Source organism: Mesorhizobium sp. WSM4840 (assembly GCF_055811755.1).
Map to the genome: position 1 here is coordinate 45,733 of NZ_JBVVQD010000002.1, position 26,811 is coordinate 72,543.

At 62.3% G+C, this 26,811-nt stretch carries 22 protein-coding genes, 1 tRNA gene and 1 riboswitch; of the genes, 12 read left to right on the forward strand and 11 right to left on the reverse strand.

Annotation, left to right across the window (positions count from 1 at the left end):
• Positions 1 to 192 precede the first annotated feature (192 nt).
• On the forward strand, positions 193 to 3,681 hold the full coding sequence (locus AC0L3I_RS03725; RefSeq protein WP_473526033.1) for a PAS domain-containing hybrid sensor histidine kinase/response regulator: 3,489 nt from the start codon (positions 193 to 195) through the stop codon (positions 3,679 to 3,681).
• Positions 3,682 to 3,693: 12 nt separating this feature from the next.
• Here the strand turns inward: AC0L3I_RS03725 and AC0L3I_RS03730 are convergent, their stop codons facing one another.
• Both AC0L3I_RS03730 and AC0L3I_RS03735 read right to left on the reverse strand, forming a co-directional pair.
• Positions 3,694 to 4,353 (reverse strand): response regulator transcription factor, encoded by a 660-nt coding sequence (locus AC0L3I_RS03730; protein ID WP_473526239.1) that lies wholly within the window; start codon positions 4,351 to 4,353, stop codon positions 3,694 to 3,696.
• 125 nt (positions 4,354 to 4,478) lie between these two features.
• Complete coding sequence (locus tag AC0L3I_RS03735) at positions 4,479 to 4,916, reverse strand: hypothetical protein (protein ID WP_473526034.1); 438 nt, start codon at positions 4,914 to 4,916, stop codon at positions 4,479 to 4,481.
• 109 nt (positions 4,917 to 5,025) lie between these two features.
• Here AC0L3I_RS03735 and AC0L3I_RS03740 point away from each other — a divergent pair, with 109 nt between their 5' ends.
• Together AC0L3I_RS03740 and AC0L3I_RS03745 are read left to right on the forward strand one after the other, a co-directional pair.
• Complete coding sequence (locus AC0L3I_RS03740; RefSeq protein ID WP_473483715.1) at positions 5,026 to 5,376, forward strand: DUF952 domain-containing protein; 351 nt, start codon at positions 5,026 to 5,028, stop codon at positions 5,374 to 5,376.
• A complete protein-coding gene (locus AC0L3I_RS03745) occupies positions 5,373 to 6,449 on the forward strand; it encodes a quinone-dependent dihydroorotate dehydrogenase (RefSeq protein WP_473526035.1) in 1,077 nt (358 codons plus the stop codon). Before AC0L3I_RS03740 ends, AC0L3I_RS03745 begins: the two co-directional genes overlap by 4 nt.
• Before the next feature lie 12 nt (positions 6,450 to 6,461).
• On the opposite strand, the gene AC0L3I_RS03750 is transcribed toward AC0L3I_RS03745, so the two are convergent.
• The gene (locus tag AC0L3I_RS03750) at positions 6,462 to 7,790 is read right to left on the reverse strand and encodes an MATE family efflux transporter (protein ID WP_473483720.1); all 1,329 of its coding nucleotides are present in this window, start codon (positions 7,788 to 7,790) and stop codon (positions 6,462 to 6,464) included.
• Positions 7,791 to 7,918: 128 nt separating this feature from the next.
• Here AC0L3I_RS03750 and AC0L3I_RS03755 point away from each other — a divergent pair, with 128 nt between their 5' ends.
• Positions 7,919 to 8,821, forward strand: a complete 903-nt coding sequence (locus AC0L3I_RS03755) for a histone deacetylase family protein (protein ID WP_473526036.1) — start codon at positions 7,919 to 7,921, stop codon at positions 8,819 to 8,821.
• Positions 8,822 to 8,902: 81 nt separating this feature from the next.
• Here AC0L3I_RS03755 and AC0L3I_RS03760 read toward each other — a convergent pair whose 3' ends face one another.
• On the reverse strand, positions 8,903 to 9,166 hold the full coding sequence (locus AC0L3I_RS03760) for a DUF6460 domain-containing protein (RefSeq protein ID WP_192364333.1): 264 nt from the start codon (positions 9,164 to 9,166) through the stop codon (positions 8,903 to 8,905).
• A 260-nt stretch (positions 9,167 to 9,426) separates the two neighbouring features.
• Here AC0L3I_RS03760 and AC0L3I_RS03765 point away from each other — a divergent pair, with 260 nt between their 5' ends.
• Positions 9,427 to 11,298 (forward strand): acyltransferase family protein, encoded by a 1,872-nt coding sequence (locus AC0L3I_RS03765; RefSeq protein WP_473526037.1) that lies wholly within the window; start codon positions 9,427 to 9,429, stop codon positions 11,296 to 11,298.
• A 79-nt stretch (positions 11,299 to 11,377) separates the two neighbouring features.
• Positions 11,378 to 11,451: transfer RNA gene (locus AC0L3I_RS03770), tRNA-Gly, on the forward strand.
• 242 nt (positions 11,452 to 11,693) lie between these two features.
• On the opposite strand, the gene AC0L3I_RS03775 is transcribed toward AC0L3I_RS03770, so the two are convergent.
• The 3 genes from AC0L3I_RS03775 to AC0L3I_RS03785 form a co-directional block, all read right to left on the reverse strand.
• A complete protein-coding gene (locus tag AC0L3I_RS03775; protein ID WP_133254697.1) occupies positions 11,694 to 12,140 on the reverse strand; it encodes a lipocalin-like domain-containing protein in 447 nt (148 codons plus the stop codon).
• Between the two features lie 219 nt (positions 12,141 to 12,359).
• Positions 12,360 to 13,364 carry a L,D-transpeptidase family protein gene (locus tag AC0L3I_RS03780; protein ID WP_473526038.1) on the reverse strand — a complete coding sequence of 335 codons (1,005 nt, stop codon included), beginning with the start codon at positions 13,362 to 13,364 and terminating at the stop codon, positions 12,360 to 12,362.
• A gap of 167 nt (positions 13,365 to 13,531) precedes the next feature.
• A complete protein-coding gene (locus AC0L3I_RS03785; protein WP_095493531.1) occupies positions 13,532 to 14,521 on the reverse strand; it encodes a LysR family transcriptional regulator in 990 nt (329 codons plus the stop codon).
• Positions 14,522 to 14,836: 315 nt separating this feature from the next.
• Here AC0L3I_RS03785 and chvE point away from each other — a divergent pair, with 315 nt between their 5' ends.
• From chvE to araD1, 4 genes are all read left to right on the forward strand, one after another.
• On the forward strand, positions 14,837 to 15,901 hold the full coding sequence (gene chvE, locus AC0L3I_RS03790) for a multiple monosaccharide ABC transporter substrate-binding protein (protein WP_473526039.1): 1,065 nt from the start codon (positions 14,837 to 14,839) through the stop codon (positions 15,899 to 15,901).
• Between the two features lie 99 nt (positions 15,902 to 16,000).
• Positions 16,001 to 17,533, forward strand: a complete 1,533-nt coding sequence (gene mmsA / locus AC0L3I_RS03795; RefSeq protein WP_473526040.1) for a multiple monosaccharide ABC transporter ATP-binding protein — start codon at positions 16,001 to 16,003, stop codon at positions 17,531 to 17,533.
• A complete protein-coding gene (gene mmsB, locus AC0L3I_RS03800) occupies positions 17,530 to 18,822 on the forward strand; it encodes a multiple monosaccharide ABC transporter permease (protein WP_123146578.1) in 1,293 nt (430 codons plus the stop codon). The genes mmsA and mmsB overlap by 4 nt, the downstream gene beginning before the upstream one ends.
• A 287-nt stretch (positions 18,823 to 19,109) precedes the next feature.
• The gene (gene araD1 / locus AC0L3I_RS03805; RefSeq protein ID WP_123146576.1) at positions 19,110 to 20,102 is read left to right on the forward strand and encodes an AraD1 family protein; all 993 of its coding nucleotides are present in this window, start codon (positions 19,110 to 19,112) and stop codon (positions 20,100 to 20,102) included.
• A gap of 209 nt (positions 20,103 to 20,311) precedes the next feature.
• Here araD1 and AC0L3I_RS03810 read toward each other — a convergent pair whose 3' ends face one another.
• Positions 20,312 to 21,085 carry an ABC transporter substrate-binding protein gene (locus AC0L3I_RS03810; RefSeq protein ID WP_473526041.1) on the reverse strand — a complete coding sequence of 258 codons (774 nt, stop codon included), beginning with the start codon at positions 21,083 to 21,085 and terminating at the stop codon, positions 20,312 to 20,314.
• Between the two features lie 93 nt (positions 21,086 to 21,178).
• Positions 21,179 to 22,273 carry a 2'-deoxycytidine 5'-triphosphate deaminase gene (locus AC0L3I_RS03815; protein ID WP_473526042.1) on the reverse strand — a complete coding sequence of 365 codons (1,095 nt, stop codon included), beginning with the start codon at positions 22,271 to 22,273 and terminating at the stop codon, positions 21,179 to 21,181.
• 124 nt (positions 22,274 to 22,397) lie between these two features.
• A riboswitch (SAM riboswitch) is annotated at positions 22,398 to 22,475 on the forward strand.
• Positions 22,476 to 22,549: 74 nt separating this feature from the next.
• Here AC0L3I_RS03815 and AC0L3I_RS03820 point away from each other — a divergent pair.
• Positions 22,550 to 23,740: an O-succinylhomoserine sulfhydrylase gene (locus AC0L3I_RS03820; protein ID WP_473526043.1), complete on the forward strand. Its 1,191-nt coding sequence runs from the start codon at positions 22,550 to 22,552 to the stop codon at positions 23,738 to 23,740.
• A 46-nt stretch (positions 23,741 to 23,786) separates the two neighbouring features.
• On the opposite strand, the gene AC0L3I_RS03825 is transcribed toward AC0L3I_RS03820, so the two are convergent.
• A complete protein-coding gene (locus AC0L3I_RS03825) occupies positions 23,787 to 24,941 on the reverse strand; it encodes a ceramide glucosyltransferase (RefSeq protein ID WP_473526044.1) in 1,155 nt (384 codons plus the stop codon).
• A 227-nt stretch (positions 24,942 to 25,168) separates the two neighbouring features.
• On the opposite strand from AC0L3I_RS03825, the gene apaG reads away from it, so the two are divergent.
• Positions 25,169 to 25,561 carry a Co2+/Mg2+ efflux protein ApaG gene (gene apaG, locus AC0L3I_RS03830; protein WP_473526045.1) on the forward strand — a complete coding sequence of 131 codons (393 nt, stop codon included), beginning with the start codon at positions 25,169 to 25,171 and terminating at the stop codon, positions 25,559 to 25,561.
• A 160-nt stretch (positions 25,562 to 25,721) separates the two neighbouring features.
• Here apaG and AC0L3I_RS03835 read toward each other — a convergent pair whose 3' ends face one another.
• Positions 25,722 to 26,756, reverse strand: a complete 1,035-nt coding sequence (locus AC0L3I_RS03835) for an Hsp33 family molecular chaperone (protein ID WP_473526046.1) — start codon at positions 26,754 to 26,756, stop codon at positions 25,722 to 25,724.
• Positions 26,757 to 26,811 lie beyond the last annotated feature (55 nt).

Consider the following 26,811-nt stretch of genomic DNA (forward strand, 5'->3'; position numbering starts at 1 on the left):
CTTTCGGCCCCGGCCCACTGGCACAATAGCAAAAACCTGCGGTTGCAGCATGGACAAAAGACCGTTTCCGCCGACCAAAATTCCCGAAGCCGCAGCCATCCTGCGCCGAAAGCCGCGATGGACTTGATCGCCAAGCTGTGATTGCGTCTCAGCAGGCCGGATGCAAAACCGGCAAGGGAGGATTATCGGGCCGTGCAGGGCTGGTTCATCGTCATCATCGCGATCGCCTATGTGACGTTGCTGTTCGTCATCGCCAGCCTCGGCGACCGGCGCTCAACGACATCCGGGCCTGACCGGGCCCGGCCTTTCATCTATGCGCTCAGCCTGGCGATCTACTGCACCTCCTGGACGTTCTTCGGTTCGGTCGGCCTTTCCTCCGAGCGCGGCCTCGAATTCCTCGGCATCTATATCGGCCCGGTGCTGGTGTTCGTGTTCGGCTTTCCGCTGCTTCGGCGCATCGTCAGGCTGGCCAAGACAGAGAAGATCACTTCGATTGCCGATTTCCTCGGCGCCCGCTACGGCAAGAGTTTCGCCGTTGCAGCGATCGCCACGCTGATCGCGACGATCGGCGCGGTGCCTTACATGGCGCTGCAGTTGAAGGCGATTTCCGGCTCGGTCAGCCTGATGGTGGAGCATTATACCGGCTCGCCGCCTTCCTTCGATCCCTTCGTCAGCGACATCTCGCTGGTCGTCGCCATGCTGCTGGCGCTGTTTGCGGTTCTGTTCGGCACGCGCCATGCCGACGCCACCGAACACCAGGATGGGCTGGTGCTGGCGGTAGCGGTCGAAACCGTGGTCAAGCTCGCCGCCTTCCTGGCGATCGGCCTGATGGTCACCTTCCTGATCTTCGGCGGCCCAGGCGATATGGTCGACAAGCTCGCCGAGAATTCGCAAGTTCAGCAGGCGATGGGCTACCGCACGTCGCTCGCCACCTGGCTGGTGCTGACATGTTTGAGCGGTTTCGCCATCATCATGCTGCCGCGCCAGTTCTACGTCACCATCGTCGAGAACCGCAGCGAGGCCGAACTGCGCACCGCGACATGGGTGTTTCCGCTCTATCTGGTTGCGATCAACCTTTTCGTGCTGCCGATCGCGCTCGCCGGCCTGGCGCTGGTCGGTACCAGAACCAGCAGCGACCTCTATGTCCTGTCGCTGCCGCTGCTCAGCGGTCACGATGTGCTGGCCATGGCGGCGTTTATCGGCGGCCTTTCGGCGGCGACCGCAATGGTGATCGTCGAAAGCGTCGCGCTGTCGATCATGATCTCCAACGACCTCGTCATTCCGCTGTTTGTTCGCCGCCTGCTCAAGACCACGACATCCGAGAACGAGGACTGGTCGACGCTCATCCTCAACGTGCGGCGGGCGGCGATCTTCATCATGCTGTTCGTCGCCTTCCTCTACTATCGCGAGAGCACCGACAGCGCGCGGCTCTCCTCGATCGGCCTGATGTCGTTCGCCGCGATCGCGCAGTTTGCGCCGGCCCTGATCGGCGGGTTGATCTGGCGCGGCGCCAACGGCAGGGGTGCGGCACTCGGCATGGTCGCCGGCATCGTCGTCTGGAGCTACACGCTGCTGCTTCCTTCGCTCGCCGCGTCCGACACCGGCATTGTCGTCCACGGCCTGTTCGGCTTCGAGGCATTGCGGCCGCAAGCGCTGTTCGGCACCATCGCCGAGCCGCTGAACCACGGCGTCTTGTGGAGCCTGTCGATCAACACGCTGTTCTTCGTGCTCGGCTCGCTGTCGCGCGCGTCGGTGCCGCTGGAACGCATCCAGGCGTCGATCTTCGTGCCGCGCGAGGCGAGCCCGATGCCGAGCCTGCGCCGCTTCCGCACCACCGTCACCCTCAACGACCTCAAGGACACCATCGCGCGCTATCTTGGCGTCGAACGCACCGAGCGGTCCTTCCAGTCGTTTGAAGAGAGCAGCGGCGCTTCGTTGCACGGCAACGAACAAGCCAGCATGGACGTCATCCGCTTCTCCGAGCAGCTTCTGGCGAGTGCTGTCGGCTCCTCCTCGGCGCGGCTGATCCTGTCGCTGCTGCTGCGCCGCAACGACCGCGAATCCAAGGATGCCTTCCGCCTGCTCGACGACGCCACCGAGGCGCTGCAGCACAATCGCGACCTGCTGCAGATCGCGCTCGACCAGATGGAACAAGGCATCACCGTCTTCGACAGGGATTTCCGGCTGATCTGCTGGAATCGCCAGTATCGGGCGCTGTTCGACCTGCCCGACGAGATGGGCCAGGTCGGGGTCTCGCTCGACCGCATCCTGCGCCACCTGGCCGAGCGCGGCGACATTCCGGCCGACCAGCGGGTGGCGATGCTCAACCGCCTCACCAGTTTCGTCAGCCCCTGGCAGATGGAGCTGAAGACCAGCGGCCGCATCCTGGAGTTGCGCTCCAACCCAATGCCTGATGGCGGCATCGTCGCCACCTATGCCGACATCTCAGGACGCGTCGAGCAGGATCTGGCGCTCAAGCGCGCCAATGAATCGCTGGAACAACGCGTCAAGGACCGCACCGTCGAACTGACCCGCGTCAACGAGGAACTGGCACAGGCGCAGATGCTGGCCGAGGAGGCCAATCTCGGCAAGACGCGGTTCCTTGCCGCCGCCGGCCACGATATCCTGCAGCCCCTGAACGCCGCCCGCCTCTATTGCTCGTCGCTGATCGAAAAGGCCGGCAAGGGCTCGACCGGCAAGGCCGCAAACAACATCGAATCCTCGCTGGAATCGGTCGAGACCATTCTCGGCGCGGTGCTCGACATCTCCCGCCTCGATGCCGGCGCGATGAAACCGGACGACGCCGTGTTCAGCCTGGACGAGCTGCTGCGGCAGATCGGCAACGACTTCCAGCCGCTTGCCGCCGAGAGGAAGCTCGGCCTGACGATCATGCCCTCGTCACTCAGCGTGATGACGGATCGCAACCTGCTACGCCGCCTGATCCAGAACCTGGTGTCCAACGCCATCAAATACACGCGCCGCGGCCGCGTCCTGGTCGGTGTGCGGCGGCGCGGCGAACTGGTCGAGATCCAGGTGATCGATACCGGCATCGGCATTGCCGGCGACAAGCTAAACACGGTTTTTCACGAATTCACCCGGCTCGATGAGGGCGCACGCGAAGCTGAAGGCCTCGGCCTCGGCCTCTCCATCGTCGACCGCATCGCTCGCGTCTTGCGCCTCGAAATCCGGATCTTTTCAAGCCCGGGCAAAGGCACGCGCTTTTCCGTCATCCTGCCGGTCGCGGCAGCGCAGGAGCCACGGCGCGTGGTCACGGCGAAAGCGCCGGTCCGCACTGCTGCTTCGCTTGCCGGGCTTCGCGTGCTCTGCATCGACAACGATGCCCGTATCCTCGACGGCATGCGCCTGCTGCTCGAAGGCTGGGGCTGCAGCGTCGACACGCTTGCCGGCTCGGGGGATCTCGAGCGATCCGGAATGCGTCGACCCGACATCGTGCTTGCCGACTACCATCTCGACGGCGAGACCGGCCTTGATGCGATCGCCAAACTGCGCGCCATCCACGGCCAGGACATGCCGGCCGTGCTGGTCACCGCCGACCGCTCGAGCGAGGTGCGCGCCAGCGCCGGCAGGCTCGACGTGCCGGTGATCAACAAGCCGCTGAAGCCGGCGGTGCTGCGCTCGATGATGGCCAGGGTCAGGCCGCTGGCGTCGGCGGCAGAGTAGAGCCGGAAGGGGTCAACCCGTCGCCTGCAGCGGATCGCTGCCGATCTTCGACAGCAGGATCACCGCCTGGGTGCGGCTGTCGACGCCAAGCTTCTGCAGGATGGCCGAGACATGCGCCTTGATCGTCGCCTCGGAGACGCCGAGTTCGTAGGCGATCTGCTTGTTGAGCAGCCCTTCCGCCAACATGCCGAGCACGCGCGTCTGCTGCGGCGTCAGCGTCTGCAGCCGCTTGATCAGATCGGATATCTCGGGATCGCGCTCGACGCCGAGATCGATGCCCGCTGGCGCAGCGATGTCGCCGGCAAGCACCGACTGCACGGCGCTGCGGATCTCCTCCATGCTGGCCGATTTGGAGATGAAACCCGAAGCGCCGAGGTCGAGCGCGCGCCGGATAGTCACCGGGTCGTCACGTGCCGACACCACCACCAGCGGCACCGTCGGATGGATGCCGCGCAGCGAGATCAGGCCGGAAAGGCCGCTAGCGCCCGGCATCGACAGGTCGAGCAGCACCAGATCGACGTCCTCATTGGCCACGACCAGCGCCTTGGCGCTTTCGAAATCGCCGGCCTCGTGAATGCCGGCGACGTTGCCGATGCCGGCAAGCGCCTCTCTCAGCGCACCGCGAAAAAGCGGATGATCGTCGGCGATGACGAAAGTGTAGCCCGACGGCACATGGCCCTCCCCAAATCCCATTGATGATTGTCTGCTTCTTACGGGATCAGTCGAACGATTATGCGGCGATATCAGCCGTTTTCAAGCGCAAAGCTATGCGCCGGGTTTCCCCGGTGAACGGTTGCTCAGGTTTTTTGCGGATTGGGCTTGGCGGCATCCTCGCCGCTATCCTTTTCCATGTCCTTGACGATGCCGATGAAGCTGCGCAGGAAGCGTTCCATATAGCTCATCGTCTTGTTGAAATCCTCCTCGCTGGGCAATGTCGACTCAAAGCGGGCGGCAAGCGAGTTTTCGAGCTTGACGACGCGCTGGTCGAGCGCCTTCACCGAATTTTGCAGCCGGTCGATCTCGTCCTGGAAGGCGGCGCGTTCATCGGCCGCCATCTTGCAGACGAGCTGGCCGGAACGCTCCTCGCAGATCGACATCGCACCGGTCTGCGTGTCCATGCGGACATAGCCGGTGGCCGACTTTTCCAGCCGGAAGCGTTCGGTCTCCTCCGAAAAGGCTGATGCCGCGACGAGCGAGACGAGTGCTGCGGGAATCAAGACGTGCTGCGGACGCATATTGTCCTCCATGGCCAGTAAGCGCAATTTATCGCATGTTTGCGCCGGAAATGGGGAAGAACCCTGGCCCGCTCTTTCCCGTATGGTTGGTTCGGACTATAGCGCAACCATGTCTCAGATTATCTACAAGATAGTGCCTGAAGCGTTGTGGCGCGAGGCCGAAAGAAATGGCCGCTTCACCGGCGCGCCGATCGACGTCGCCGACGGCTTCATCCATTTTTCCACCGCCGGCCAAGCCAAGGAAACGGCGGCAAAACACTTTGCCGGCCAAACCGGGCTGCTGCTGGTCGCGATCGATGGAGCCAAACTCGGTGATGCGCTGAAATACGAGGTCTCGCGCGGCGGTGCGCTGTTCCCGCATCTTTACGGCCCGCTCGACCTCAAGGCCGTCGTCTGGGTGCAATCATTGCCGCTCGGCACCGATGGCCTGCACCAATTCCCGGCGCTGGAGGCCGAATGAGCGTGCTCGACCGGCTCGGCCAGAGGTTCCTGTTCGCATTCGATCCGGAAGCCGCCCACGGCCTGTCAATCGCCGCGCTGAAATGCGGGCTGCCGGTCACCCGGCGCCCTGTGCGCGACGAAAGGCTGAAAGTCAGCGTCTGCGGCATCGACTTCCCCAATCCGCTCGGCATGGCTGCCGGTTACGACAAGAACGCCGAGGTTCCCGATGCGCTGCTTGGCCTCGGCTTCGGCTTTGCCGAGGTCGGCACGATCACGCCGCTGCCGCAGGCCGGCAATCCGAAGCCGCGCATTTTCCGGCTGACATCGGACGAAGCGGTGATCAACCGGCTGGGCTTCAACAATCAGGGTCACGAGGCCGCCGAAGAACGGCTTGCCGCCCGCAAGGGCCGCGCCGGCATCGTCGGCGTCAATATCGGCGCCAACAAGGACAGCACCGACCGCATCAGCGACTATGAACGCGGCGTTGTCAGGTTTGCGCCATACGCCAGCTATCTGACGGTCAACATCTCCTCGCCGAACACGCCGGGTCTGCGCAACATGCAGGCGCGTGAACAGCTCGGCGAACTCCTGTCGCGCGTCATGGCCGCACGTACGGCAGCTGCAGCGCAGCCGCCCGTCTTCCTGAAGATAGCGCCGGACCTGGTCGAGGCCGAGTTGGAGGATATCGCCGCCGAGGTCACCGAGAAGGCAATAGACGGTGTCATCGTCTCCAACACCACCATCGCGCGGCCGGGGCTGCGCAGAGCCGATCTTGCCGGCGAGACAGGCGGGCTTTCGGGAAAGCCGCTGTTCGAGCGCTCGACCATCGTGCTGGCCAAGATACGCAAACTGCTTGGCCCGGACCGCGCCATCATCGGCGTCGGCGGTGTCGATTCCGCTGAGACGGCACTTGAAAAGATCCGCGCCGGCGCCGATCTCGTCCAGCTCTACACCGGCATGATCTATGCCGGGCCGGCACTGCCGGGCCGCATTCTTGCGGGGATGGCGCGTTTTGCGGATATGCAACGGCTCAAGTCGCTGCGCGAGTTGCGCGATAGCAGCCTCGATCAATGGTCGTCCAAGCCGCTCTGACCCGAAGTCGCTCTAAAACGCCGTCCGCATCCGCACACGCAAAATGATAAGCAGGCTGAAGCCGCGCACCAGCAGGAAGACGTGCAGCGCCGCCCACAGGCCGTGATTGCCGAAGGCCGGCGCCAGGATGAGCAAGGCCGCGCTGAAGACAAGGAACGACAAAAGCATCATGTTGCGCATGTCGCGCGACCAGGTCGCGCCGATGAAGACGCCATCCATCTGGAACGCCAGCACGCCGCTGAGCGCGGTGAACGCCGCCCAAGGCAGGTAGATGTCAGCAATGGCGCGAACGTCTTGTGAGGTCGTGATCAGGGCGACCAGATCAATTCCACCCAGCAAAAGGACAAGCGTCGCCGTGGCGGCCAGCCCGAAGCCCCACAACAGGGTCAGCCGAACCGCCTGCCGGAATTGCATGGCGGCACGCGCACCGACGGCCCGCCCGGCGAGCTGTTCGGCTGCCGTGGCGAAACCATCGAGGAAATAGCCGGCGATGAGGAAGACGTTCATCAGCACGGCGTTGGCGGCCAGCGTCACCGTGCCGAACTGTGCGCCCTGGCGGGTGAACAGCGCGAAAGCGGCGAGCAGCGAGAACGACCGGATCATGATGTCACGGTTGAGCGACATCATGCGCAGGAATGCCGACAGGTCGAGGATGCGATGGCGCGGCAGCCGGGGCGCTGCCCAGAAACGCCGGCCGATGATCGCCAGACCAAGCAGCATGGCGACGAATTCACCGGTGACGGTCGCCCAGGCGACGCCGGCAACGCCCCAGCCGAGTTCCAGCCCTAGCAGGATGCAGAGCGCAATGTTGATGCCGTTCAGCACCAATTGCAGCATCAGTCCCAGCCCGCCCTCGCCACGCCCCAGCACATAGCCGAGGATGGCGTAGTTGATCAGCGAGAACGGTGCTGCAAGCAGCCTGATGCGGATGTAGACGGCCATCGCTTCGCTGACGCGCGGCTCAGCGCTCATGAACCATTGTCCGGCGATGGCGACCAGTGGCGCAAGTGCGGCAAGCACGATGCCGGCGACGACCGCGATCAGCACAGCACGCCAGAACACCGCCTGTTCCTCCAGTTCGTCGCCGCGTCCGACAGCCTGGGCGACGAGGCCTGTGGTGCCGGAGCGCAGGAAATTGAAGGAGGTGAAGACGACATCGAAGACCAGGGCGCCAGCCGCCAGGCCGCCGAGAAGGGCAGCGTCGCCCAACTGCCCGACCACCGCAGTGTCGACGATGCCGAGCAGCGGCGTCGTCAGATAGGCGAGCGTCATCGGCACCGCGATGGCGAGCACCGAGCGATTGGTGACGACGAAAGACCGGCTGTTGGCCGTTGCTGACACCTGATCCAGGATCCCGCTTCCCCATTGCGGCTTGATCGAACAGCCGATGTGCCCCAGTTTCCGGACGCCGCGCAACCACTTATCCCACTACGGCCAACCGAAACCCGCCTCTGGCTCACCTGCCGCTCATGCTCCTGCAGATCGTTCATCATCCCGACTACGACGCCGGCTTCGCCGTCAACCATCGCTTCCCGATGAGCAAATACAAGCTGCTGATGGAAGCCTTGGGCGCGCGCGGACTGACCGGCCCCGACGCGCTCAACGTGCCCGAACCGGCGCCGGCATCATGGCTGAAGCTTGCCCATGACACCGGCTATGTCGACCAGGTGCTGGCCTGCGAAGTGCCTGAAAAAATCGAGCGCGAGATCGGCTTTCCCGTGAGCCCGCGCGTCTCGCTCAGGGCGCAGCTCGCAACGGGTGGCACCGTGCTGGCGGCGCGGCTGGCGTTGCTGGACGGCATCGCCTGCAACACCGCCGGCGGCAGCCATCATGCGCGGCGCGCGCAAGGCGCCGGCTTCTGCACCTTCAACGATGTTGCCGTGGCTTCACTGGTGCTGCTCGCCGAAGCTGCTGCCCACAACATTTTGATCGTCGATCTCGACGTGCATCAGGGCGACGGCACGGCGGACATTCTGGGCGATGAACGGCGCGTGTTCACCTTTTCCATGCATGGCGACCGCAACTATCCGGCGCGCAAGATCGCTTCCGACCTCGACATCGCCCTGCCCGACGGCACCGGCGATGCGGCCTATCTCGAAAGGTTGCGCGGCATCCTGCCGGAACTCACCGCCAGGGCGCACTGGGACATCGTTTTCTACAATGCCGGGGTCGACGCCCATGCCGAGGACCGGCTTGGCAGGTTGTCGCTCTCGAACGAGGGGCTGCGCGCCCGCGACCAGGTGGTGATCCGTCATTTTCGCGCGCTCGGCATCCCGGTCTGCGGCGTTATCGGCGGCGGCTATTCGACTGACGTAGCGGCCCTCGCCGCGCGCCATGCCATCCTGTTCGAAGTGGCCTCAGGCTTCGCCTGAGCGCCTATCGTTTGGGCATGATCCTTTCCGAAAACCGGTTTCCACTTTTTGCTACGCTGACCTTCGGTTCGGGATCATGCTCTATTTCCGATAATTGGCGATCCTGAGCAGGATGAAGGCCGGAATGACGATCGCCGCGCCCAGCAGGATATAGCCAAGGAAACGCTCAATGGCGCGGAAGCCCAGATTCCAGAGATCGACGAAGAAATTCCGGATGCCGTAGAGCACATCCATCGGCGACCAGCCGAATGCGTTCATGACAAGGCCGACGAGGAACGACACCACCAACAGCTTCAGAAGCACCCGGAGCGGCGTATCGCCGAGAAAGCGCGTTAGTGCGGACAAGGCGTGTCTCCAGATTCGGTTACAGGCCCAGAAATACGCACTTGCCGCGCTGGCATCAAGGCGGTCACCAACTCCAGTTGCCCCGGACAGCGGGTTGGCCGGATTGTCTGCTCGCCAGTCTTGACACCGATGCTGCAGTGCAGCAAAATTAGGCGACAGAGGGTGACCCGTTGATATCGATCTGCCAGACCCACTCGTATCGCCCGGTGATGGACGGACTGCGCTGTCTCGCCGTGACCTGCGAACACAGGACTTCTTGAATGAAGTACAGGCGCGATATCGATGGTCTTCGGGCCGTTGCGGTCCTGCCGGTTGTACTCTTCCATTTCGGAATCTCGGCAATTCCAGGCGGCTTTACCGGCGTCGATATCTTCTTCGTCATATCCGGCTACCTGATCACCGGAAGCCTTCTGGACGACCTTGAACGCGGCCAGTTTTCGATCATCAGCTTCTATTGGCGCCGTGCCCGGCGCATCCTGCCGGCTCTGATCTTTGTCACGCTTCTCAGCTGCATTGCGGCATTGTTCATTCTTCTGCCGTCAGATCTGCACGAATTCAGTCTCAGCGTCGTAGCGGCCTCGACTTTCTGGTCGAACATCTATTTTTGGAAGACGTCAAATTACTTCTCCATCGATGCCGAGCTCCGACCGCTGTTGCACACCTGGTCGCTTTCGGTCGAGGAGCAGTACTATATCTTTGCCCCAATCCTGATGTTCCTGATCTATCGCTATTTTGCCAAGCGCTGGCTGACGATACTCCTGCCGATCATTCTCGGCAGCTTCGTGCTGGCGGTCATGGCGACATGGCTGGCGCCAAACGCGGGATTCTACCTGCTGCCGACACGAGTCTGGGAACTCATGCTGGGCGCGGTGCTCATGCTGAAACGGCCCCCGCCCTTGAGCAACCGGTTCCTTATGGAACTGGTCGGGCTTGCCGGATTTGGCCTTCTCGCCATCGGGTTCTTTGCGATCTCGGAGAGCGACCCGTTCCCGGGCTACAACGCTTTGTATCCTTGCCTCGGAACGGCCCTCCTTATCTATGTCGGCCAAAATAGCCCCTCGACGATCGCCAGCCGCATACTCGAAATTCGGCCGCTGGTCTGGATCGGCCTCATCTCCTATTCGCTGTATCTTGTTCACTGGCCGATCAATGCGTTCGCGCACTATCTTTCGTTACAAAAACTCGACCTGTCGATGACCGTTGCGATGACGGTTGCAAGCTTCGCATTGGCTGCATTTTCCTGGAAGTACATCGAGCAGCCGTTTCGGCAGAAAAGGAGCTTCACCGCCCCGGTGCCGATCTTCGCCTTTTCAGCGGGCGCAATCGCTCTTCTTTGCGTTGGCGGGGCGGCCGGGGCGCTCGGCAACGGCTTTCCGCAACGGTTTCCGGACTATGCCCAACAGCGGATTCCTGTCGGGGACTGGGGCAATGGCACCTGTTTCAACGAGGGCTCCAGCCGGATCGAAAGCTGGAATATCGAGGATTGCACGCGCACTCGCGGCTTCCCAACAACCGTTTTGTTGTGGGGCGACTCGTTCGCCGCCCACTATGTTTCAGGCCTGGACGCCAACATAAATCAGCTCCAGGCCAACATCGTGGAGTATACTTACGCAGGCTGTCCACCGATCCTCTCTTACTTCTCCTATGCACGCCCGGATTGCATGCCGTTCAATCAGCAAGCCCTGAAGATCGTCCAGGACGCCGGCATCAAGACGGTTGTACTCAGCGGTCGGTGGACCGACTACGAGGCCAGAAGTTTCGACGGTCTCCAGCAAACGATCGATACGCTTCGTGGTCTGGGCGTGCGCGTGTTTGTCATCGGCCAGTCCCCGCAGTTCATAACCGATGTTCGAAAAATCGCGTTCTTCGCAAAGCGCGAAAATCTCGATGATACATCGTGGCCAATGGCCATGGATCCCGGCATCAACAACCGTGTGCGCGCATTTACCAAAGGCGCCACCTTTATCGATCCGCTGAATTTCCTCTGTAGTGCAGGACGCTGCTCCTACGCCGACGCAGGCCAGTTTCTTTATTTCGACTATGGCCATTTCTCTTCAATCGGGGCCACGCTGGCAATTTCGAAATACTGGCCGGCCTTTGCCGCAGACGATGCCCTTGCCACGACGGAGTAACAGTCGGGCGGCCGGCAAGGCACGAGTGCACGCTTAACCATTGCCCGAACGCCGGCTTGCGTGGTAACGAGGCTGCTGCGCGGGTATGATGTAATGGTAGCTTGTCAGCTTCCCAAGCTGAACGCGCGGGTTCGATTCCCGCTACCCGCTCCAGCTTGTTCCGCAAAGGTTTGTGACTGATTTAGCAAGAGCTGAAACCCACCAGTTTTACAGGCAGTTTTACGGTTTTAGTTTTGCTTCGGTTCCTGGAATCGCCGTCGGCGCTTCGGCGAGGTCGCATGTCCACCCTTGCGCGCCTTCAGGTGCACACGATCCAAACGACCGCTCACCGTTCCGGTCGTCATGCGGATGGGCCATTATCGTCGCCCGCGGGCGGACTTATGCGAGTTGCACCGTTAGTCATGAGGCGAAACGATCTTCTCGAACCTGACGGTGTGAATGCAGTCGCGACCGTCAAGGGGGTTTTTCGCTGGGGCTGATTTGTAAGTCAGCATTCGACTGTCCGTATCGACGAAACGAACTTGCTGGGTGCCCTCCCACGTCGCGTTCCAGCTCATGTCAATATGGTGAATAACTCGATCATCTTCGACCGTGTATGTCCCTGCATAGGCAAACATCGAATCGTAGAGTTCGATCTTTTCTTCAGGAGTAGGGACAAGGTCGTTGGGTGTAATGCGATCTTCATTAAGCACGAGGACCATCACTCGGCCATCCGCAGCATAGGTGATAACGCCTCTGGGATTCTTTCCCAAAGCGTCTCTGACTTCGCCGGATTCAAGGACCTCATAAGTCCAGGAAATCATCCTCCACGATCCCAGCAGCAAAGTTGCCAATTGCGACACGCACTGACCTCCACGAAGGGTGGATCAAATTAGCATGAAGCCTGACCCTGCCAAAGTCTCGGTGGAACTCGATTTATCCAATTGGCGACATGGCAGGGCAGACTACTGCAAACCACCAAAAGCGGACTTTCCTCGATCAAATTCTCTTCCCGAAGCCGATGTTCAATGGATCTGGAACTCCTATCGACTTGGCATCTTGAGGGTGGCCAATCCATTTTGCTACGGAGCGATCTCGTCGACGGCATGGGCGATCTCGTTCTTGAACTCGACTTTCGTGCCCGGCTGCACGATAGAGCCAAGGTCTTCGGCATCCCAATTGGTCAGTCGGATGCAGCCATGCGAGAAGGTCGTGCCGATCTTGCCCGGGTCGGGGGTACCGTGGATGCCGTAGCTTTCGATGGAGAGATCGATCCAGACCGATCCCACGGGATTGTTCGGCCCGGCAGCGATGGTGAAGGGCCGCTTGGTCCGGACTCCCTTGAAAGCGAAGTCCGGATCGTAGTGATAGGTGGGGTTGTGCACCACGCGCTTGACCTCCGCCATGCCGCTTGGCGCCGGGTTTTCATCACTCCCAATCGAGGCGGGGTAGACTGCGAGCCATTTGCCGGAATGGTCGAGCACGCGCACCAGGCGAGCGCCCTTGTCGACCTCGATGCGGGCGACGCCAGCGGGAGGATCGCCCCGGCCAATATCAGGCACCACCAGGGTCGTGCCGGGCTTCCTGAAGCCGATGCCCGGATTGAGCATCCTGAGCAACTGTTCGCTGACATGGAAGCGCTCCGCCAGCTTCTCTGCCGCGGTGCGATAGCCGAGCCGCCGCAGACGGGCCATCCTCTCCAGGCGAGCCGGGATACGCCTGGTGAAGGGTCCGCGCACATCCTTGCGCGTCACCTCATAGGTGACCAGCACCGGGTCGGTGGAAGTTGCCATGAGCTTGTCCCAGGTCTCCCGAGTGAGCTTGCCATCGGAATGGAGTCCGTTCGCCGCCTGAAAGGCGCCGATCGCCTTGGCGAAGTTCTCTGAAAGCCGGCCGTCGATCAGGCCCGGCGAGAAGCGGGCGCGATCCAAGAGAATCTGCGCCTTCAACACGGTCGGATCGGCATCCTTCGGTTCGCCGGCGGCGAACTGGGCTTGATTGACGGTGGTTAGGTCCAGCTTGGCTGCCCGCGCTCCGCCGCAAGCCAGGGCAAGCATCGCGGCGAAAACGAGGAGGAGCCTGATCATCGATGGTCTCGCTGGGGCTGCAACAGGAGCCCGCTTCTATGACGCGGCACGGCCCTGTGTGGTTCCTTCGCTCGAGCGATATTCTGAATTGAAGCGACATGACCGAAGACCGTGCAGCTGCGATAGCTATGCAGTGGATCGGCAATGGATTGCTTGATTTAACGCCGTCAGCCTACCTCTCTCAAAATGAAGTCGTGCAGCATCTTGGCTGCCGGCGACAGCGCGCGATTTTTTACTGTGATCAGGCTATAAGGCCTGACCTCGATGTCGAACTCGGTCTGGACGACGTCGATGGCGCCGGCCAGCCCCTCGGGGTTCTGGATGAATTTCGCCACCTGGATCGACACCGGCGCGATGGCGTCCGACTGCGCGACCATGACCAGGGTCAGGAGCAGCGAGCTGGTGTTGAGGATGCGGTCCGGCAGCGCGATGTTGCGGTTCAGGAAATTGCTCTCCATCGCCTGGCGCAGCGGCGAGCCGCCCGACTGGAAAACCCAGTCGTAGGCGGCGGTCTCCTCCAGCCGCACCGCCTTGCCCTTAGCCAGCGGGTGGCCGCGGCGCACGATCAGGCAGGCTTTTTCGACGCCGATGACGCGGGCCTCGAACAGCCGTGGATTAAGGTCGTCGGGGATGCGCGCGATGATGAAATCGTGACGTGTGGCGATCAACTCGCGCGCCAGCACATTGGAGGTCTCGACCTGCATTGTGATCTCGATACGCGGATAGATGCGCCGGATTTCGCGGATCGCCGGCACGGCGAGCTCGATCGCAGGGGCCGTCACCGCGCCCAAGAACACCGAGCCGCCCTTGCCCGCCTTGAGCTCCGATATCTCGCGGTCGACTTCACGCATCTCGAGCAGGATCGAACGCGCGCGCCTCGCCAACGCCTTGCCATAGGGCGTCAGCGTGATGCCGCGCGGCAGCCTTTCGCACAGCTTGACATCGAGCACCGCCTCCATCTCGGCGATCATGCGCGAGGCGGCGGGCTGGGAAATGTTCATGACCTGGGCTGCCGCGCTGACCCGGCCATGGTCATCGAGGGCTGCGATCATGCGCATGTGGCGAAGACTGAGGCCGCTGCGCAGCAGGGTCTCACTCCTGCCGGGACTTTCGCCATAACCATCTGAAAGTCCAGTAGGATCCCGTAGCGCCGCCATGATCTCCGTTTGCTCCTCGCTCGTGGCCGGCCGGCAATCCGGCCAGATCTTTGTCCACTTTCAGTATATCAGTTTGGGTATAGCAACCACCAAAGATCGCATTTGACAGTTATGGCAAAGAGCCACACCCTTGGCGCGTCCTGAGGCTTGACCGTCGCCAGCGAGAAAAATCGCATCGACTGGAACCGGAGTCTCAGGGCCGATTGGGAGGATACCGGAGATCGATATGGCGGCAGCGGCGCGTTTTGGCGCTCCTGCACGATCGCGCGGCCCACGAAACCCAGGGTGCGCGTCCATCAACCAGGGAGAGTTAATGTGAAGATCATCAAGACACTGGCCGCCGTCGCGGCCCTTGGCATCGCGGCCATGGCGGGCCCGGCGCAGGCAGGCGAAGGCCTCATCGGCGTGCTGATGCCGACCAAGACCTCGCAGCGCTGGATCAACGACGGCGACGCCGTCAAGTCCCAGCTCGAGGCTCTGGGCTACACTGTCGACCTGCAATATGCGCAGGACGATATCCCCAATCAGCTCAGCCAGCTGGAAAATGAAATCACCAAGGGCCCGAAGGCACTGATCATCGCCTCGATCGACGGCACCACGATGTCGGACGCGCTGCAGAAGGCGGCTGACGCCGGCGTCGTCGTCGTCGCCTATGACCGGCTGATCAAGAAGACCGCGAATGTCGACTACTACACCACGTTCGACAATTTCGGCGTCGGCGTCATCCAGGCCAAATCGCTGCTCAAGGGCCTCGGCTATCCGGAAAACAAGGGTCCGTTCAACGTCGAGCTGTTCGGCGGCTCGCCGGACGACAACAACGCCTTCTTCTTCTACGACGGCGCGATGTCGGTTCTACAGCCGCTGATCGACGACAAGACCCTCGTGGTGAAGTCCGGCCAGATGGGCATGGACAAGGTCGGCACGCTCCGCTGGCTGGCGGCGACGGCCCAGGCCCGCATGGACAATCTGCTCTCCGCCAACTATTCGGATGGCAGCCGCGTCGATGGCGTGCTCTCGCCTTATGACGGGTTGTCGCGCGGCATCATCGCCTCGTTGCGCGCCGTCGGTTACGGCACGGCCGATCAGCCCTGGCCAATCGTCACCGGCCAGGACGCCGAAACCGCTTCGGTCAAGGCGATCATCGCCGGCGAGCAGTACTCGACGGTGTTCAAGGACACCCGTGAACTCGCAAAGGCGACGGTCGAACTCGTCGACAAGGTGCTCTCGGGTGGCAAACCGGAAGGCCTCGACACCACGACCTACAACAACGACGTCAAGGTCGTCCCCTCGATCCTGCTGACGCCGCATGAGGTCGACAAGTCGAACTACCAGGCGCTGGTGGTCGATTCCGGCTACATCAAGGCCGAAGAACTGAAGTAACCGCAGTTGTAAAACCGGGGTCCTGCGTAACGCAGGACCCCTTTTCGTTAGCGAGTGACCCCGGTATTGTTTCCGGACCTCGGAGGAGTGGTATTCCTGATGGCCTCGACGATTTTGGAGATGCGTGACATCACCAAGACGTTTCCCGGCGTCAAGGCGCTGTCGAATGTCAACCTCAGCGTCGAGGAAGGCGAGATTCACGCCGTTGTCGGCGAGAACGGCGCCGGCAAGTCGACGCTGATGAAGGTGCTGTCGGGCGTGTATCCATCCGGCACTTATGACGGCGAAATCATCTATCGCGGCGATGAGTGCCATTTCAAGGGCATCCACGACAGCGAGCGCCGCGGCATCGTCATCATCCACCAGGAACTCGCGCTGGTGCCGATGCTGTCGATCGCCGAAAACATCTTTCTCGGCAACGAGCATGCCAGATACGGCGTCATCGACTGGAACGCCAACGAGACGCGCACCAGCGCTCTGCTCAAGAAGGTGGGCCTTAAGGAAGACCCCAAGACGCTGATTACCAATATCGGTGTCGGCAAGCAGCAACTGGTCGAGATCGCCAAGGCGCTCAGCAAGGAAGTGCAGCTGCTGATCCTCGACGAACCGACGGCGAGCCTGTCCGAAAAGGACAGCCAGGCGCTGCTCGACCTGCTGCTCGAATTCAAGCGGCACGGCATCACCTCGATCCTGATCTCGCACAAGCTCAACGAGGTCAACCGGGTCGCCGACAAGGTCACGATCATCCGCGACGGGCGGACCATCGAGACGCTGGCCAAGAAAGACATCTCGGAAGACCGCATCATCACCTCGATGGTCGGCCGCTCGCTAGACGACCGTTATCCGTCGCGCGAGCCCAAGATCGGTGAGATCGTGCTCCAGGTGAGGAACTGGTCGGTCTATCACCCGATTCATGCCGAGCGGCAAGTGATCAAGGGCATCGACATCGACGTCCGCAAGGGCGAGGTGGTGGGTATCGCCGGGCTGATGGGCGCCGGACGCACCGAATTCGCGATGAGCCTGTTCGGCAGCTCCTATGGCCGCCGCATCACGGGCGAGGTACTGCTCAAGGGCAAGCCCATCGATGTCTCCTCTGTCAGCAAGGCAGTGGAACACGGCATTGCTTACGTCACCGAGGACCGCAAGACCTACGGTCTCAACCTGATCGATCACATCAAGCACAACATCACGCTGGCCAATCTTCCCGGCGTGTCGCGCCATAGCGTGATCGACGACATGCGCGAGCTCGCCGTCGCCAACGACTACAAGGCCAAAACCAACATCCGCTCGTCCAGCGTTTATCAGATGACCGGCAATCTATCGGGCGGCAATCAACAGAAGGTGGTGCTGTCGAAGTGGCTGTTCGCCAATCCGGAGGTGCTGATCCTCGACGAGCCGACGCGCGGCATCGACGTTGGCGCCAAGTATGAAATCTACACGATCATCGCGCGTCTCGCCTCGGAGGGTAAGGCGATCATCGTCATCTCGTCGGAGATGCCCGAACTGCTCGGCATCACCGACCGCATCTATGTCATGAACGAAGGACGTATCGTCGGCGAAATGGCGGCGAGCGATGCCAGCCAGGAAAAGATCATGCGCGCCATCGTTCGCGGAGAAGGAAAAGCATCATGAGCACCGAAAGCGCTCCCGTCCCGAAAAGCGGCGTCGCCGAAGATGTGCAGCAGGGGCCGCGCGTTGCCGTCTCGGCGCTGGTCACCAACCTGCGCGAATACGGCCTGATCCTGGCGCTTATCGCCATCATGGTATTCTTCCAGTACACGACGTCCGGAACGCTGTTCAAGCCGGTGAACTTGAGTAACCTGGTGCAGCAGAACAGCTTCATCATCGTGATGGCGCTGGGCATGCTGCTGGTGATCGTCTCCGGCCATATCGATCTCAGCGTCGGGTCCGTCGCCGGTTTCATCGGCGCGCTGGCGGCGATGATGATGGTCATCTGGCCTCTCGGCCCTTTCAGCAATCCGCTGGTGGTGTCGATCATCTGCCTGATCATCGGCGGCGCGATCGGCGCGGGACAAGGCTACTGGATCGCCTATCACCGAATACCGAGCTTCATCGTCACGCTGGCGGGGATGCTGATCTTTCGCGGCATCTGCCAGGCGCTGCTGGGTGGCGGGTCTTCCGTGGGGCCGCTTCCAGCCGGCTTCAAGGCGCTCAGTTCCGGCTTCATTCCGGACGTGATCGGCTCGTTGACGCTGATCCCGCCGGTCGTGAACGCCGCCGGCAAGACCATCGTCGGCAGCGGGCTGACGCTGCACATGACGACGATCGTGATCGGCCTCGTTGCCGTGCTCGCCTATGCCTATTTCGGACTCAGGGCACGGCGCAGCCGCGAGCGGCATGGCTACCAAGCCGAACCCTTCACGCTGTTCGTCGTCAAGACCCTGGTGACCAGCGCTCTGGCGCTGTTTCTGGTGTACCAATTCGCCACCTACAGAGGTCTGCCAATCGTTCTCGTGGTGATGGGCGTGCTGATCGCGCTGTTCGTCTTCGTCACCAAACGCATGACGGTCGGCCGCCGTATCTACGCAATGGGCGGCAATGCCAAGGCGGCGCAGCTATCGGGTATCAAGACCGAGCGGCTGACCCTGATGGTGTTCATCAATATGGGCGTGCTCTCGGCGCTCGGCGGGCTGATCATTGCGGCGCGCCTTGGCCAGGCGGTGCCGGCGGCCGGCCTCGGCAGCGAGCTCGACGTCATCGCCGCCGTGTTCATCGGCGGCGCTTCGGCGATGGGCGGCGTCGGTCAGGTTATTGGCGCGGTGGTCGGCGGTTTCATCATGGGCGTCATGAACAACGGCATGTCGATCATGGGCGTCAATGTCGATTGGCAACAGGTGGTCAAAGGCCTGGTGCTGCTCGGCGCCGTGGTCTTCGACGTCTACAACAAGAACAAGGCTTGAGGGGCGAGGGAACACATGCATGTCGCCAAACGTGTGCAGCCTGTTGGGACAACAACATGCATAAAAACAAGGATTAAAGCGGGGCCCCTTTCAAACGCGGCGCGCTTTTAGGAGGCACGGGTCACATCGCGGCGCTGCCGGGCGGCGCAAAGAAGTCCCTCAGGGACCGGGCCCGCGAGCGCAATCCGGACGAAGAGTCACCAGTGGCGCGGATACCATCCGAGCCGCGCTGGTCAAGGTTTGCCAACCCGGCAGCCAGGCCAAAGGCAATTGAGAGAGGGTACATCATGCTGATCTCCCAGATCCTCGACGACGCAGAGACCATCCGCGTCGTTGCCCGCAACGGCGGCAAGACCCGAATCATCAACGGCGCCCGCAGCGTCTATTCGCTGGCGATGGAGGCCGCGCGCACGGGCACCGGACTTGTCGCCCTCATCGAGCGCAAGGGCTTCGGTGAAGCGGTCGACCTCGATGCCGCCTACAAGAAGGGGCGGCTGTTGTCGCCAATCAACCATCCCGACCCGGCGCATCTCCACCTCACCGGCACCGGGCTGACACATCTCGGCTCCGCCGCGACCCGCGATTCCATGCACAAGAAGCTCAGCACCGACGGCGAGGAGCAGCTCACCGATTCCATGAAGATGTTCCGCATGGGGCTGGAAGGTGGCAAGCCGGCCAAGGGCCAGACGGGCGTGCAGCCGGAATGGTTCTACAAGGGCAACGGCACCATGGCGGTGGCGCCCGGTGCGGCACTTCTGTCGCCCGCCTTCGCCGAGGATGCCGGCGAGGAGCCGGAAGTCGCCGGCATCTATGTCATCGGCGACGACGGCGCCCCTTTCCGCGTCGGCTTCACGCTGTCAAACGAGTTTTCCGACCATGTCACCGAGCGCGTGAACTATCTTTTCCTCGCGCATTCCAAGCTGCGCAACGCTTCGTTCGGGCCGGAGATCCTGATCGGCGAACTGCCGTCCGACGTCAGGGGTACCTCGCGCATCGTCCGCGACGGCAAGCTGCTGTGGGAAAAGCCATTCCTGTCGGGCGAGGCGAACATGTCGCATACCATCGCCAATCTCGAACATCACCACTTCAAATATTCGGCCTTCCGCCAGCCGGGCGACGTGCATGTGCACATGTTCGGCACGGCAACCCTGTCCTTCGCCGACGGCGTCAGGACCGAGGCCGGCGACGTGTTCGAGATCGAGGCCAAGGATTTCGGCCTGCCGCTACGCAACCCGCTTGAAATCGAGCAGCCGGTGAAGGTGGCGGTGAAGGCGCTGTAAGGTGGCACCTCTCCTTCTCCCCTTGTGGGAGAAGGTGGATCGGCGCGCGGCGCCGAGACGGGTGAGGGGTGCTGGACGGAATGAGGTGTTGGAACACCCCCTCATCCGACCGAGCTGAGCCTGTCCTCGGGCTTGCCGGAGGCAAGACCCGTGGGCTCGGCCACCTTCTCCCACAAGGGGAGAAGGAAGAACGCACACCCTTCAACCTCTCAATAAATATCGAAATCGAAATATTTGGCCTGGATCTTCTTGTAGGTGCCGTCTGCGACGATCGCATCGATCGCGGCATTGAGCTTTTCGCGCAGCGCATTGTCTTCCTTGCGCACGGCGATACCGGCTTCGGTCTCGGTGCCCTTGACGTCGCCGACCATCTTGCAGCAGCCGTCGCTCGACTTCTTCATCCAGTCCATCAGCACGAATTTGTCTGAAAGGACGGCATCGAGACGGCCGTTCATCAGGTCGGCGACCGCCTCCTCCTGGGTCGGGTAGAGCTTCGCCTCGGCGCCGGCCTTGCTATAGACATCCTGGGCATAGTCGGCCTGGGTGGTCGAAGCCTGCGCGCCGACTGTCTTGCCGGCGAGTGCTGCGGGTTCGGTCGAGGCAATATCGCTGTCCTTCAAGGCCACCAGCGAAAGCGGCGTCGTATAGTATTTGTTGGTGAAGGAGACCTGCTTCTTGCGCTCCTCGGTGATGCTCATGGACGCGATGATGGCATCGAATTTTCTGGCCTGGAGCGCTGGGATCATGCCGTCCCAGTCCTGCGTGACAAGTTCGCATTCGACCTTCATCTGAGCGCAAAGCGCATTGGCAATGTCGATGTCGAAGCCGACGAGCTTGCCATCCGCGGTGATGGTGTTGAACGGCGGATAAGCGCCTTCGGTGGCGATCTTCAACTTTTCCTGTGCTTGCGCCGACATGGCCCCGGCAGCCATCACCAGCATGGCAGCTGCTGCTGCCGATGCGATCCATCTTGAAATCTGCATTTCTTGTTCCCTTGGTTCCAACCACCTTGACGGTTGGGCACAACCAAGCACGGCCTACAAGGTCAGGCAAGCACAGTCTGATTTAATCGGCGATCAGCGTGCGACGCGGAAATGCTTGGACAGTTTCAGGCCCTGTGCCTGGTAGTGCGAGCCGAGATCAGTGCCGTAGAGCGCCTGCGGCCGCTTCAGCATGTGCTCGTAAACCAGCCGCCCGACGATCTGGCCATGGTCGAGGATGAACGGCACTTCGTGGCTGCGCACTTCGAGCACCGCCCTGCTGCCGGTACCGCCGGCCGCCGAATGGCCGAAGCCCGGATCGAAGAAACCGGCATAGTGAACACGGAATTCGCCAACCAGCGGATCGAAGGGCGTCATCTCGGCGGCGTAGAGCGGCGGCACATGCACCGCTTCCTGGCTGACGAGGATATAAAATTCGTCCGGATCGAGCACCAGTTCGCCGGCGCCGCTCTTGTAGAGCGGATCCCAGAAATCGACGACATCCTGTGCCGCGCGCTTGTCGACATCGACCAGGCCGGTGTGGTGCTTGCCGCGGTAGCCGACCAGCCCGTCCTTGTCGCCATCGAGGTCGATCGACAGCGCAATACCGCCGCCGGAAATATTCGGTGGCTCGGTGGCGACGAGCGTCTCGGCACGGTGCAATTCGTGCAGCTCGCTTTCCGACAAAAGCGCATTGCCGGTGCGGAACCTGATCTGAGACAGCCGCGAGCCGGCGCGGACGACGATCGGAAAGGTGCGCGGGCTGACCTCCAGATAGAGCGGGCCGTCGTAGCCGGCAGCGATCTTGTCGAACTCGTGGCCACGATCGGTCATCACGCGGGTGAAGATGTCGAGCCGTCCGGTCGAGCTCTTCGGGTTGGCGGAGGCGGAGATGCTTGCCGGAAGCGCCAGGCTCTCGAGCAGCGGCACGATATAGACGCAGCCCGTCTCCAGCACCGCACCATCGGCGAGATTGATTTCGTGCAGCTTCAGACGGTCGAGTTTTTCAGCAACCCTGTGGTTGGGGCCGGGAAGGAAGGAGGCGCGCACCCGCCAAGCCTTGTCGCCAAGCCTGAGGTCGAGGCTGGCCGGCTGGACCTGGTCGGCATCAAGCGCGCGCGGCGACTTCAGCGCGCCCGACTGGAACAGCGCGGAAATGTCCTGATCAGGAAGAATGCCTGTCTGCCGCAAAGTCTGGCTCCGCTCGAAGGCCGGGCGAGGTCTCGTTTTGTTGCAGGTCCTTGCCACGGAACCTGCTGGTACAACCTCTTAATCATGCCGGCAATTGACGCAAGCGCGGTGCAGGTCTAAAGGGTCATTATCCCGTGGTGATTTGGCCGGTCGGCTTGCAGCCACGTTAAACAAGTCGCTAAAGGACCGTCGGGCCGAAAGGCCGTATGGACCGGTTGCGACTTTCGCGGCCGGTTTTTTTGTGTTTGGACCATTTTTGGTGTTTGGAACAAGGTGATGACGAGCAACAAGCGCAACTGGAAGCCTCAGACCGCCCTCGTGCATGCAGGAACGCTGCGTTCCGGCTTCGGCGAAACGTCCGAGGCGATGTATCTCACGCAAGGCTATGTCTACGACACGGCGCAGGCGGCGGAAGCCCGCTTCAAGGGCGAGGAACCGGGCTTCATCTATTCGCGCTATGCCAATCCGACGGTCGACATGTTCGAGAAGCGCATGTGTGCGCTGGAAGGTGCCGAAGATGCCCGCGCCACAGCATCCGGCATGGCGGCGGTCACAGCGGCGTTGCTGTGCAGCGCCAAGGCCGGCGACCACATCGTGGCGGCGCGCGCGCTGTTCGGCTCCTGCCGCTGGGTGGTCGAAACGCTTGCGCCGAAATACGGCATCGAGGCGACGCTGGTCGACGGCACCGAAATCGCCAATTGGGAAAAGGCGGTCAGGCCCAACACAAAGCTGTTCTTCCTTGAAAGCCCGACCAATCCGACGCTGGAAGTCGTCGACATCGCAGCCGTCGCCTCACTTGCGAATTCGATCGGAGCGCGGCTGATCGTCGACAACGTCTTTGCCACGCCCTTACAGCAGAAGCCGTTGCAGCTCGGCGCCCACATCGTCGTCTATTCGGCGACCAAGCACATCGACGGCCAGGGGCGCTGTCTCGGCGGCGTCATCCTGTCGGACAAGAAGTGGATCGACGAGAACCTGCACGACTATTTCCGCCACACCGGTCCCAGCCTCTCGCCGTTCAATGCCTGGACGCTGCTGAAGGGCCTGGAAACGCTGCCGCTGCGCGTGCGCCAGCAGACGGAAAGTGCCGGCCGGATCGCGGACTTCCTCGCCGAGCAGCCGGAGATCGCCCGCGTCATCTATCCCGGCCGCGCCGATCACCCGCAAGCGGCGGTCGTCAAGAAGCAGATGTCGGGCGGCTCGACGCTGATCTGCCTCGACGTCAAGGGCGGCAAACAGGCGGCTTTCGCCTTCCAGAACGCGCTCGATATCGTGCTGATCTCTAACAATCTCGGCGATGCCAAGAGCCTGATCACCCATCCGGCGACGACGACGCACAAGAATCTGAGCGATGAGGCGCGTGCCGAACTCGGCATCGGGCCAGGCACGCTCAGGCTGTCCGTTGGCCTGGAGGACACAGATGACCTGATCGAAGACATCGACCAGGCACTGAAAGCCGCCAGATAGAGATACGCGCCGAACGGCTTCGCTCGAATCATCAAGCCAAGCGCGGTCAGGCGCCCGACGGGGTCTCTTCCAATTCCACACCGGCGCTGGTGTGGATGGTCATCGTGTTGCCGCGCCAGTCGACGGCACCGCTGAGCCAGCCGCGCACCCAGATGGCGGGAAGCATCACGTCCCGCGCAACCATCGCCGGGATCATGCGCAGCGACAGGTGCCAGCCCTTGGCCGAGGCGAGAGCGCATTCCGGGAGATAGGCGACTACCAGCACGGCGACGGCGGTTGCCGACAGGCTGAAGCCGGCGCCGGCCGCAGCAATCAGCGCAAGCACCAGCGGCGGCGCCGCGCCGACCAATATTTCGGGCGCGAAGAACAGGGGGAAGGTGACCCGGCGCAGGCGTGCCCAGCGGGCCTGGCGCGACCAGATTTCGCCAAACGTGCGCAAACCGAGCGGCTGCTCGAAGGGCGAGGCGACGAGATTGACGCGTAGTCCAAGCCCGTTGACCAGCTTGGTCGCGGCGGCATCCTCGGCGATCTCAGCGGCAAGCGCACGGATGCCGCCATTGGCGTCGAGCATGGGCTTGTTCCACAACATGCTCTTGCCTTGGGCGAAACCGAGGCCGAGCGCCTCGCCGGTATATTGCCAGCGCGCCTGCAGCGTGTTGAGGAAAGCGCATTCGACTTCCGCCCAGAACCCGTCCGGCCGCGAGCCGATCGGCGTCGAGCAGACAAGGCCAGTGTCCGGCCGCCATGCCGCCATCAGATGCTGGACATAGTCCCTCGACATCAGGACGTTGGAATCGGCAAGGATGACCCAGCGGTGGCGCGCTGCCTCCCAGCCCTTCACGCAATTGTTGAGTTTCGGATTGCCGCTGATGCGGTCGTCGCCGACGAGCAGCCGGGCCGGCACGGCCGGAAAGCGGGCGATCGCGTCGGTGATCGGCCCGACCACCGGGTCGTCGGCGTGGGCGACGCAGAAGATGAGCTCATAGCGCGGCCAGTCGAGAGAGAAGGCGCGCTCGAGCGTTTCCTCGGCAAACGGTTCGACGCCGCGCGACGGCACGACGACCGACACCGGCGGCGCCTTGCCGGCTGGCGGCGTGATCCTGCCAGGCCGCTTCAGCTTCAACGAAGCGAGCAGGATGCTGGCGAGATTGACAAGAAGCAGAGCTGTGGAAAGGAAGGCGGCTGTGACTGTCAATTCCATCGATATCTGGTCACTCCAGAAAAAAAACCGGCCGCATGAAAGCCGTTTCAACAGTTCGACAGAATGCTGAGTCGCCCGGCCCTGCACACCATCATTGTCATGTGTCACTTAAATGACATTGTTCTTCGGCACCTGCGCGCAAAGGAGGCGGGCAGCGACGGGAAGCACCCCGTTGACCAGACTGCGGAGAGGGTCGAAAGTTCCGTCTACATATTGTGGAGTAGTCTATGTACAGCGCCGTTACGCGCAACATCGAAGTACAGGTCAGGCCGTTCTATCTGGAAGATCGCTCCGACCCGTCGGAGAACCGCTATGTCTGGGGCTACCAGGTGACCATCGACAACCAGTCGGATGAATTCGTGCAGCTTCTGTCACGCTATTGGCACATCACCGACGGCACCGGCCGGGTCGAGGAAGTGCGCGGCGCCGGTGTTGTCGGCGACCAGCCCGAACTCAACCCCGGCGACAGTTATCAATACACGTCTGGGTGCCCGCTCTCAACGCCATCCGGCATCATGGTCGGCCACTACACGATGCGCAACAAGCAGGGCGAGACGTTCGACGTCGCCATCCCCGCCTTTTCGCTCGACCTGCCGGGCACGCGGCGCACCGTCAATTGACGCTCACTTGGGTTCCTCGCCCTCGCGAAGCGGGGGGAGAGGTGGCTCCACTCCGTGGGGCGAGGAACCCAAGTTCTGCGAAGGCACCGCACTCGGTATTTGGCGATTCCTACTTCCATTGGAAGAATGCCAGCGGGCAGATAGGCAGCACTGACGCTCGTTATTGCGCGGCGGCAAATTCCGCCGGGTCGAAGTCATATTGTTTCGAGCAGAATTCGCAGGCGACGTGAATGCCGCCATCCTCGGTGCTGTCCCTGATCTCGTCGGCGGAGAAGCCTCCGAGAATGCCGCGGATCTTCTCCCTGGAGCATGAGCACAGGTCGGCAACCGGTACGCCGCCGAAGACGCGCACGCCGTGCTCGTGGAACAGCCGGTAAAGCAGCCGCTCGGCGCCGATCGTCGGGTCGATCAGTTCCGTCGGCTCGATGGTGCCAAGCAACGCCAGCAGTTCCTGCCAGGAATTGTCGGCCGGATCGTGGATCTCCTGGCGCGGATCGCCATCGCCGCCCGGAAGATCGGGCACGCGCATGCGGTCCGGCGATTGCGGCAGGAACTGCGCCAGGATGCCACCGGCACGCCATTGCTCGCGGGCGCCGCCGACGCCGGGCGTCAACAGCTTGGCCACGGTGAGCCTGAGATCGGTCGGAATCTGTTCCGACTGCCGAAAATAGGTGCGCGCGGCCTCCTCCAGCGTCTCGCCGTCGAGCTGGACGATGCCCTGATAGCGCTGCGTGTGGGCGCCCTGGTCGATCGTCAGCGCCAGGACACCGCTGCCGAGCAGCGTCTGCTGCGAAGTCTCGCCGGCAGACGTCAGAGCCTCCAGCCGGTCGGCGTCGAAGCGCGCGTAGGCGCGTAGCGCATGCGGCGTCGAAAAATCCGCCACCAGCATATCGACCGGTCCGTCCGTGCGGGTCTGCAGGATGAACTTGCCTTCGAACTTGAGCGAGGTGCCGAGCAGCACCGTCAGCACGCAGGCTTCCGCCAGCAGGCGAGCGACCGGCTCGGGATAGTCATGACGGCTGAGGATCGCGTCGAGCATCGGTCCGAGCTGGACGGTGCGGCCGCGCACGTCGAGCGGGCCGACCTCGAAGGGCACGACATGATCGTCGCCGGCGTAGCCGAATTCGCCGAGTTTGGGTTGTTGTTCAGCCAATTGATGAGTTTCCAACATGACAAAGCTCCAGGGCGCGGCCATGCCGCCCTCCGGGGCGCATGCGTCGAAACGCGCTCGATTTGCGTGATGCGCCTGA

Bases quoted from the DNA above. Each gene is read 5' to 3' on its own strand.
- AC0L3I_RS03765 (WP_473526037.1), top strand. From the start codon at position 9,427: ATGAAGTACAGGCGCGATATCGATGGTCTTCGGGCCGTTGCGGTCCTG.
- AC0L3I_RS03740 (WP_473483715.1), top strand. From the start codon at position 5,026: ATGTCTCAGATTATCTACAAGATAGTGCCTGAAGCGTTGTGGCGCGAG.
- AC0L3I_RS03835 (WP_473526046.1), bottom strand. From the start codon at position 26,756: ATGGCCGCGCCCTGGAGCTTTGTCATGTTGGAAACTCATCAATTGGCT.
- mmsA (WP_473526040.1), top strand. From the start codon at position 16,001: ATGGCCTCGACGATTTTGGAGATGCGTGACATCACCAAGACGTTTCCC.
- apaG (WP_473526045.1), top strand. From the start codon at position 25,169: ATGTACAGCGCCGTTACGCGCAACATCGAAGTACAGGTCAGGCCGTTC.
- AC0L3I_RS03820 (WP_473526043.1), top strand. From the start codon at position 22,550: ATGACGAGCAACAAGCGCAACTGGAAGCCTCAGACCGCCCTCGTGCAT.
- AC0L3I_RS03825 (WP_473526044.1), bottom strand. From the start codon at position 24,941: ATGGAATTGACAGTCACAGCCGCCTTCCTTTCCACAGCTCTGCTTCTT.
- AC0L3I_RS03780 (WP_473526038.1), bottom strand. From the start codon at position 13,364: ATGATCAGGCTCCTCCTCGTTTTCGCCGCGATGCTTGCCCTGGCTTGC.
- AC0L3I_RS03735 (WP_473526034.1), bottom strand. From the start codon at position 4,916: ATGCGTCCGCAGCACGTCTTGATTCCCGCAGCACTCGTCTCGCTCGTC.
- AC0L3I_RS03785 (WP_095493531.1), bottom strand. From the start codon at position 14,521: ATGGCGGCGCTACGGGATCCTACTGGACTTTCAGATGGTTATGGCGAA.
- AC0L3I_RS03810 (WP_473526041.1), bottom strand. From the start codon at position 21,085: ATGCAGATTTCAAGATGGATCGCATCGGCAGCAGCAGCTGCCATGCTG.
- AC0L3I_RS03755 (WP_473526036.1), top strand. From the start codon at position 7,919: ATGCTCCTGCAGATCGTTCATCATCCCGACTACGACGCCGGCTTCGCC.
- mmsB (WP_123146578.1), top strand. From the start codon at position 17,530: ATGAGCACCGAAAGCGCTCCCGTCCCGAAAAGCGGCGTCGCCGAAGAT.
- araD1 (WP_123146576.1), top strand. From the start codon at position 19,110: ATGCTGATCTCCCAGATCCTCGACGACGCAGAGACCATCCGCGTCGTT.
- AC0L3I_RS03745 (WP_473526035.1), top strand. From the start codon at position 5,373: ATGAGCGTGCTCGACCGGCTCGGCCAGAGGTTCCTGTTCGCATTCGAT.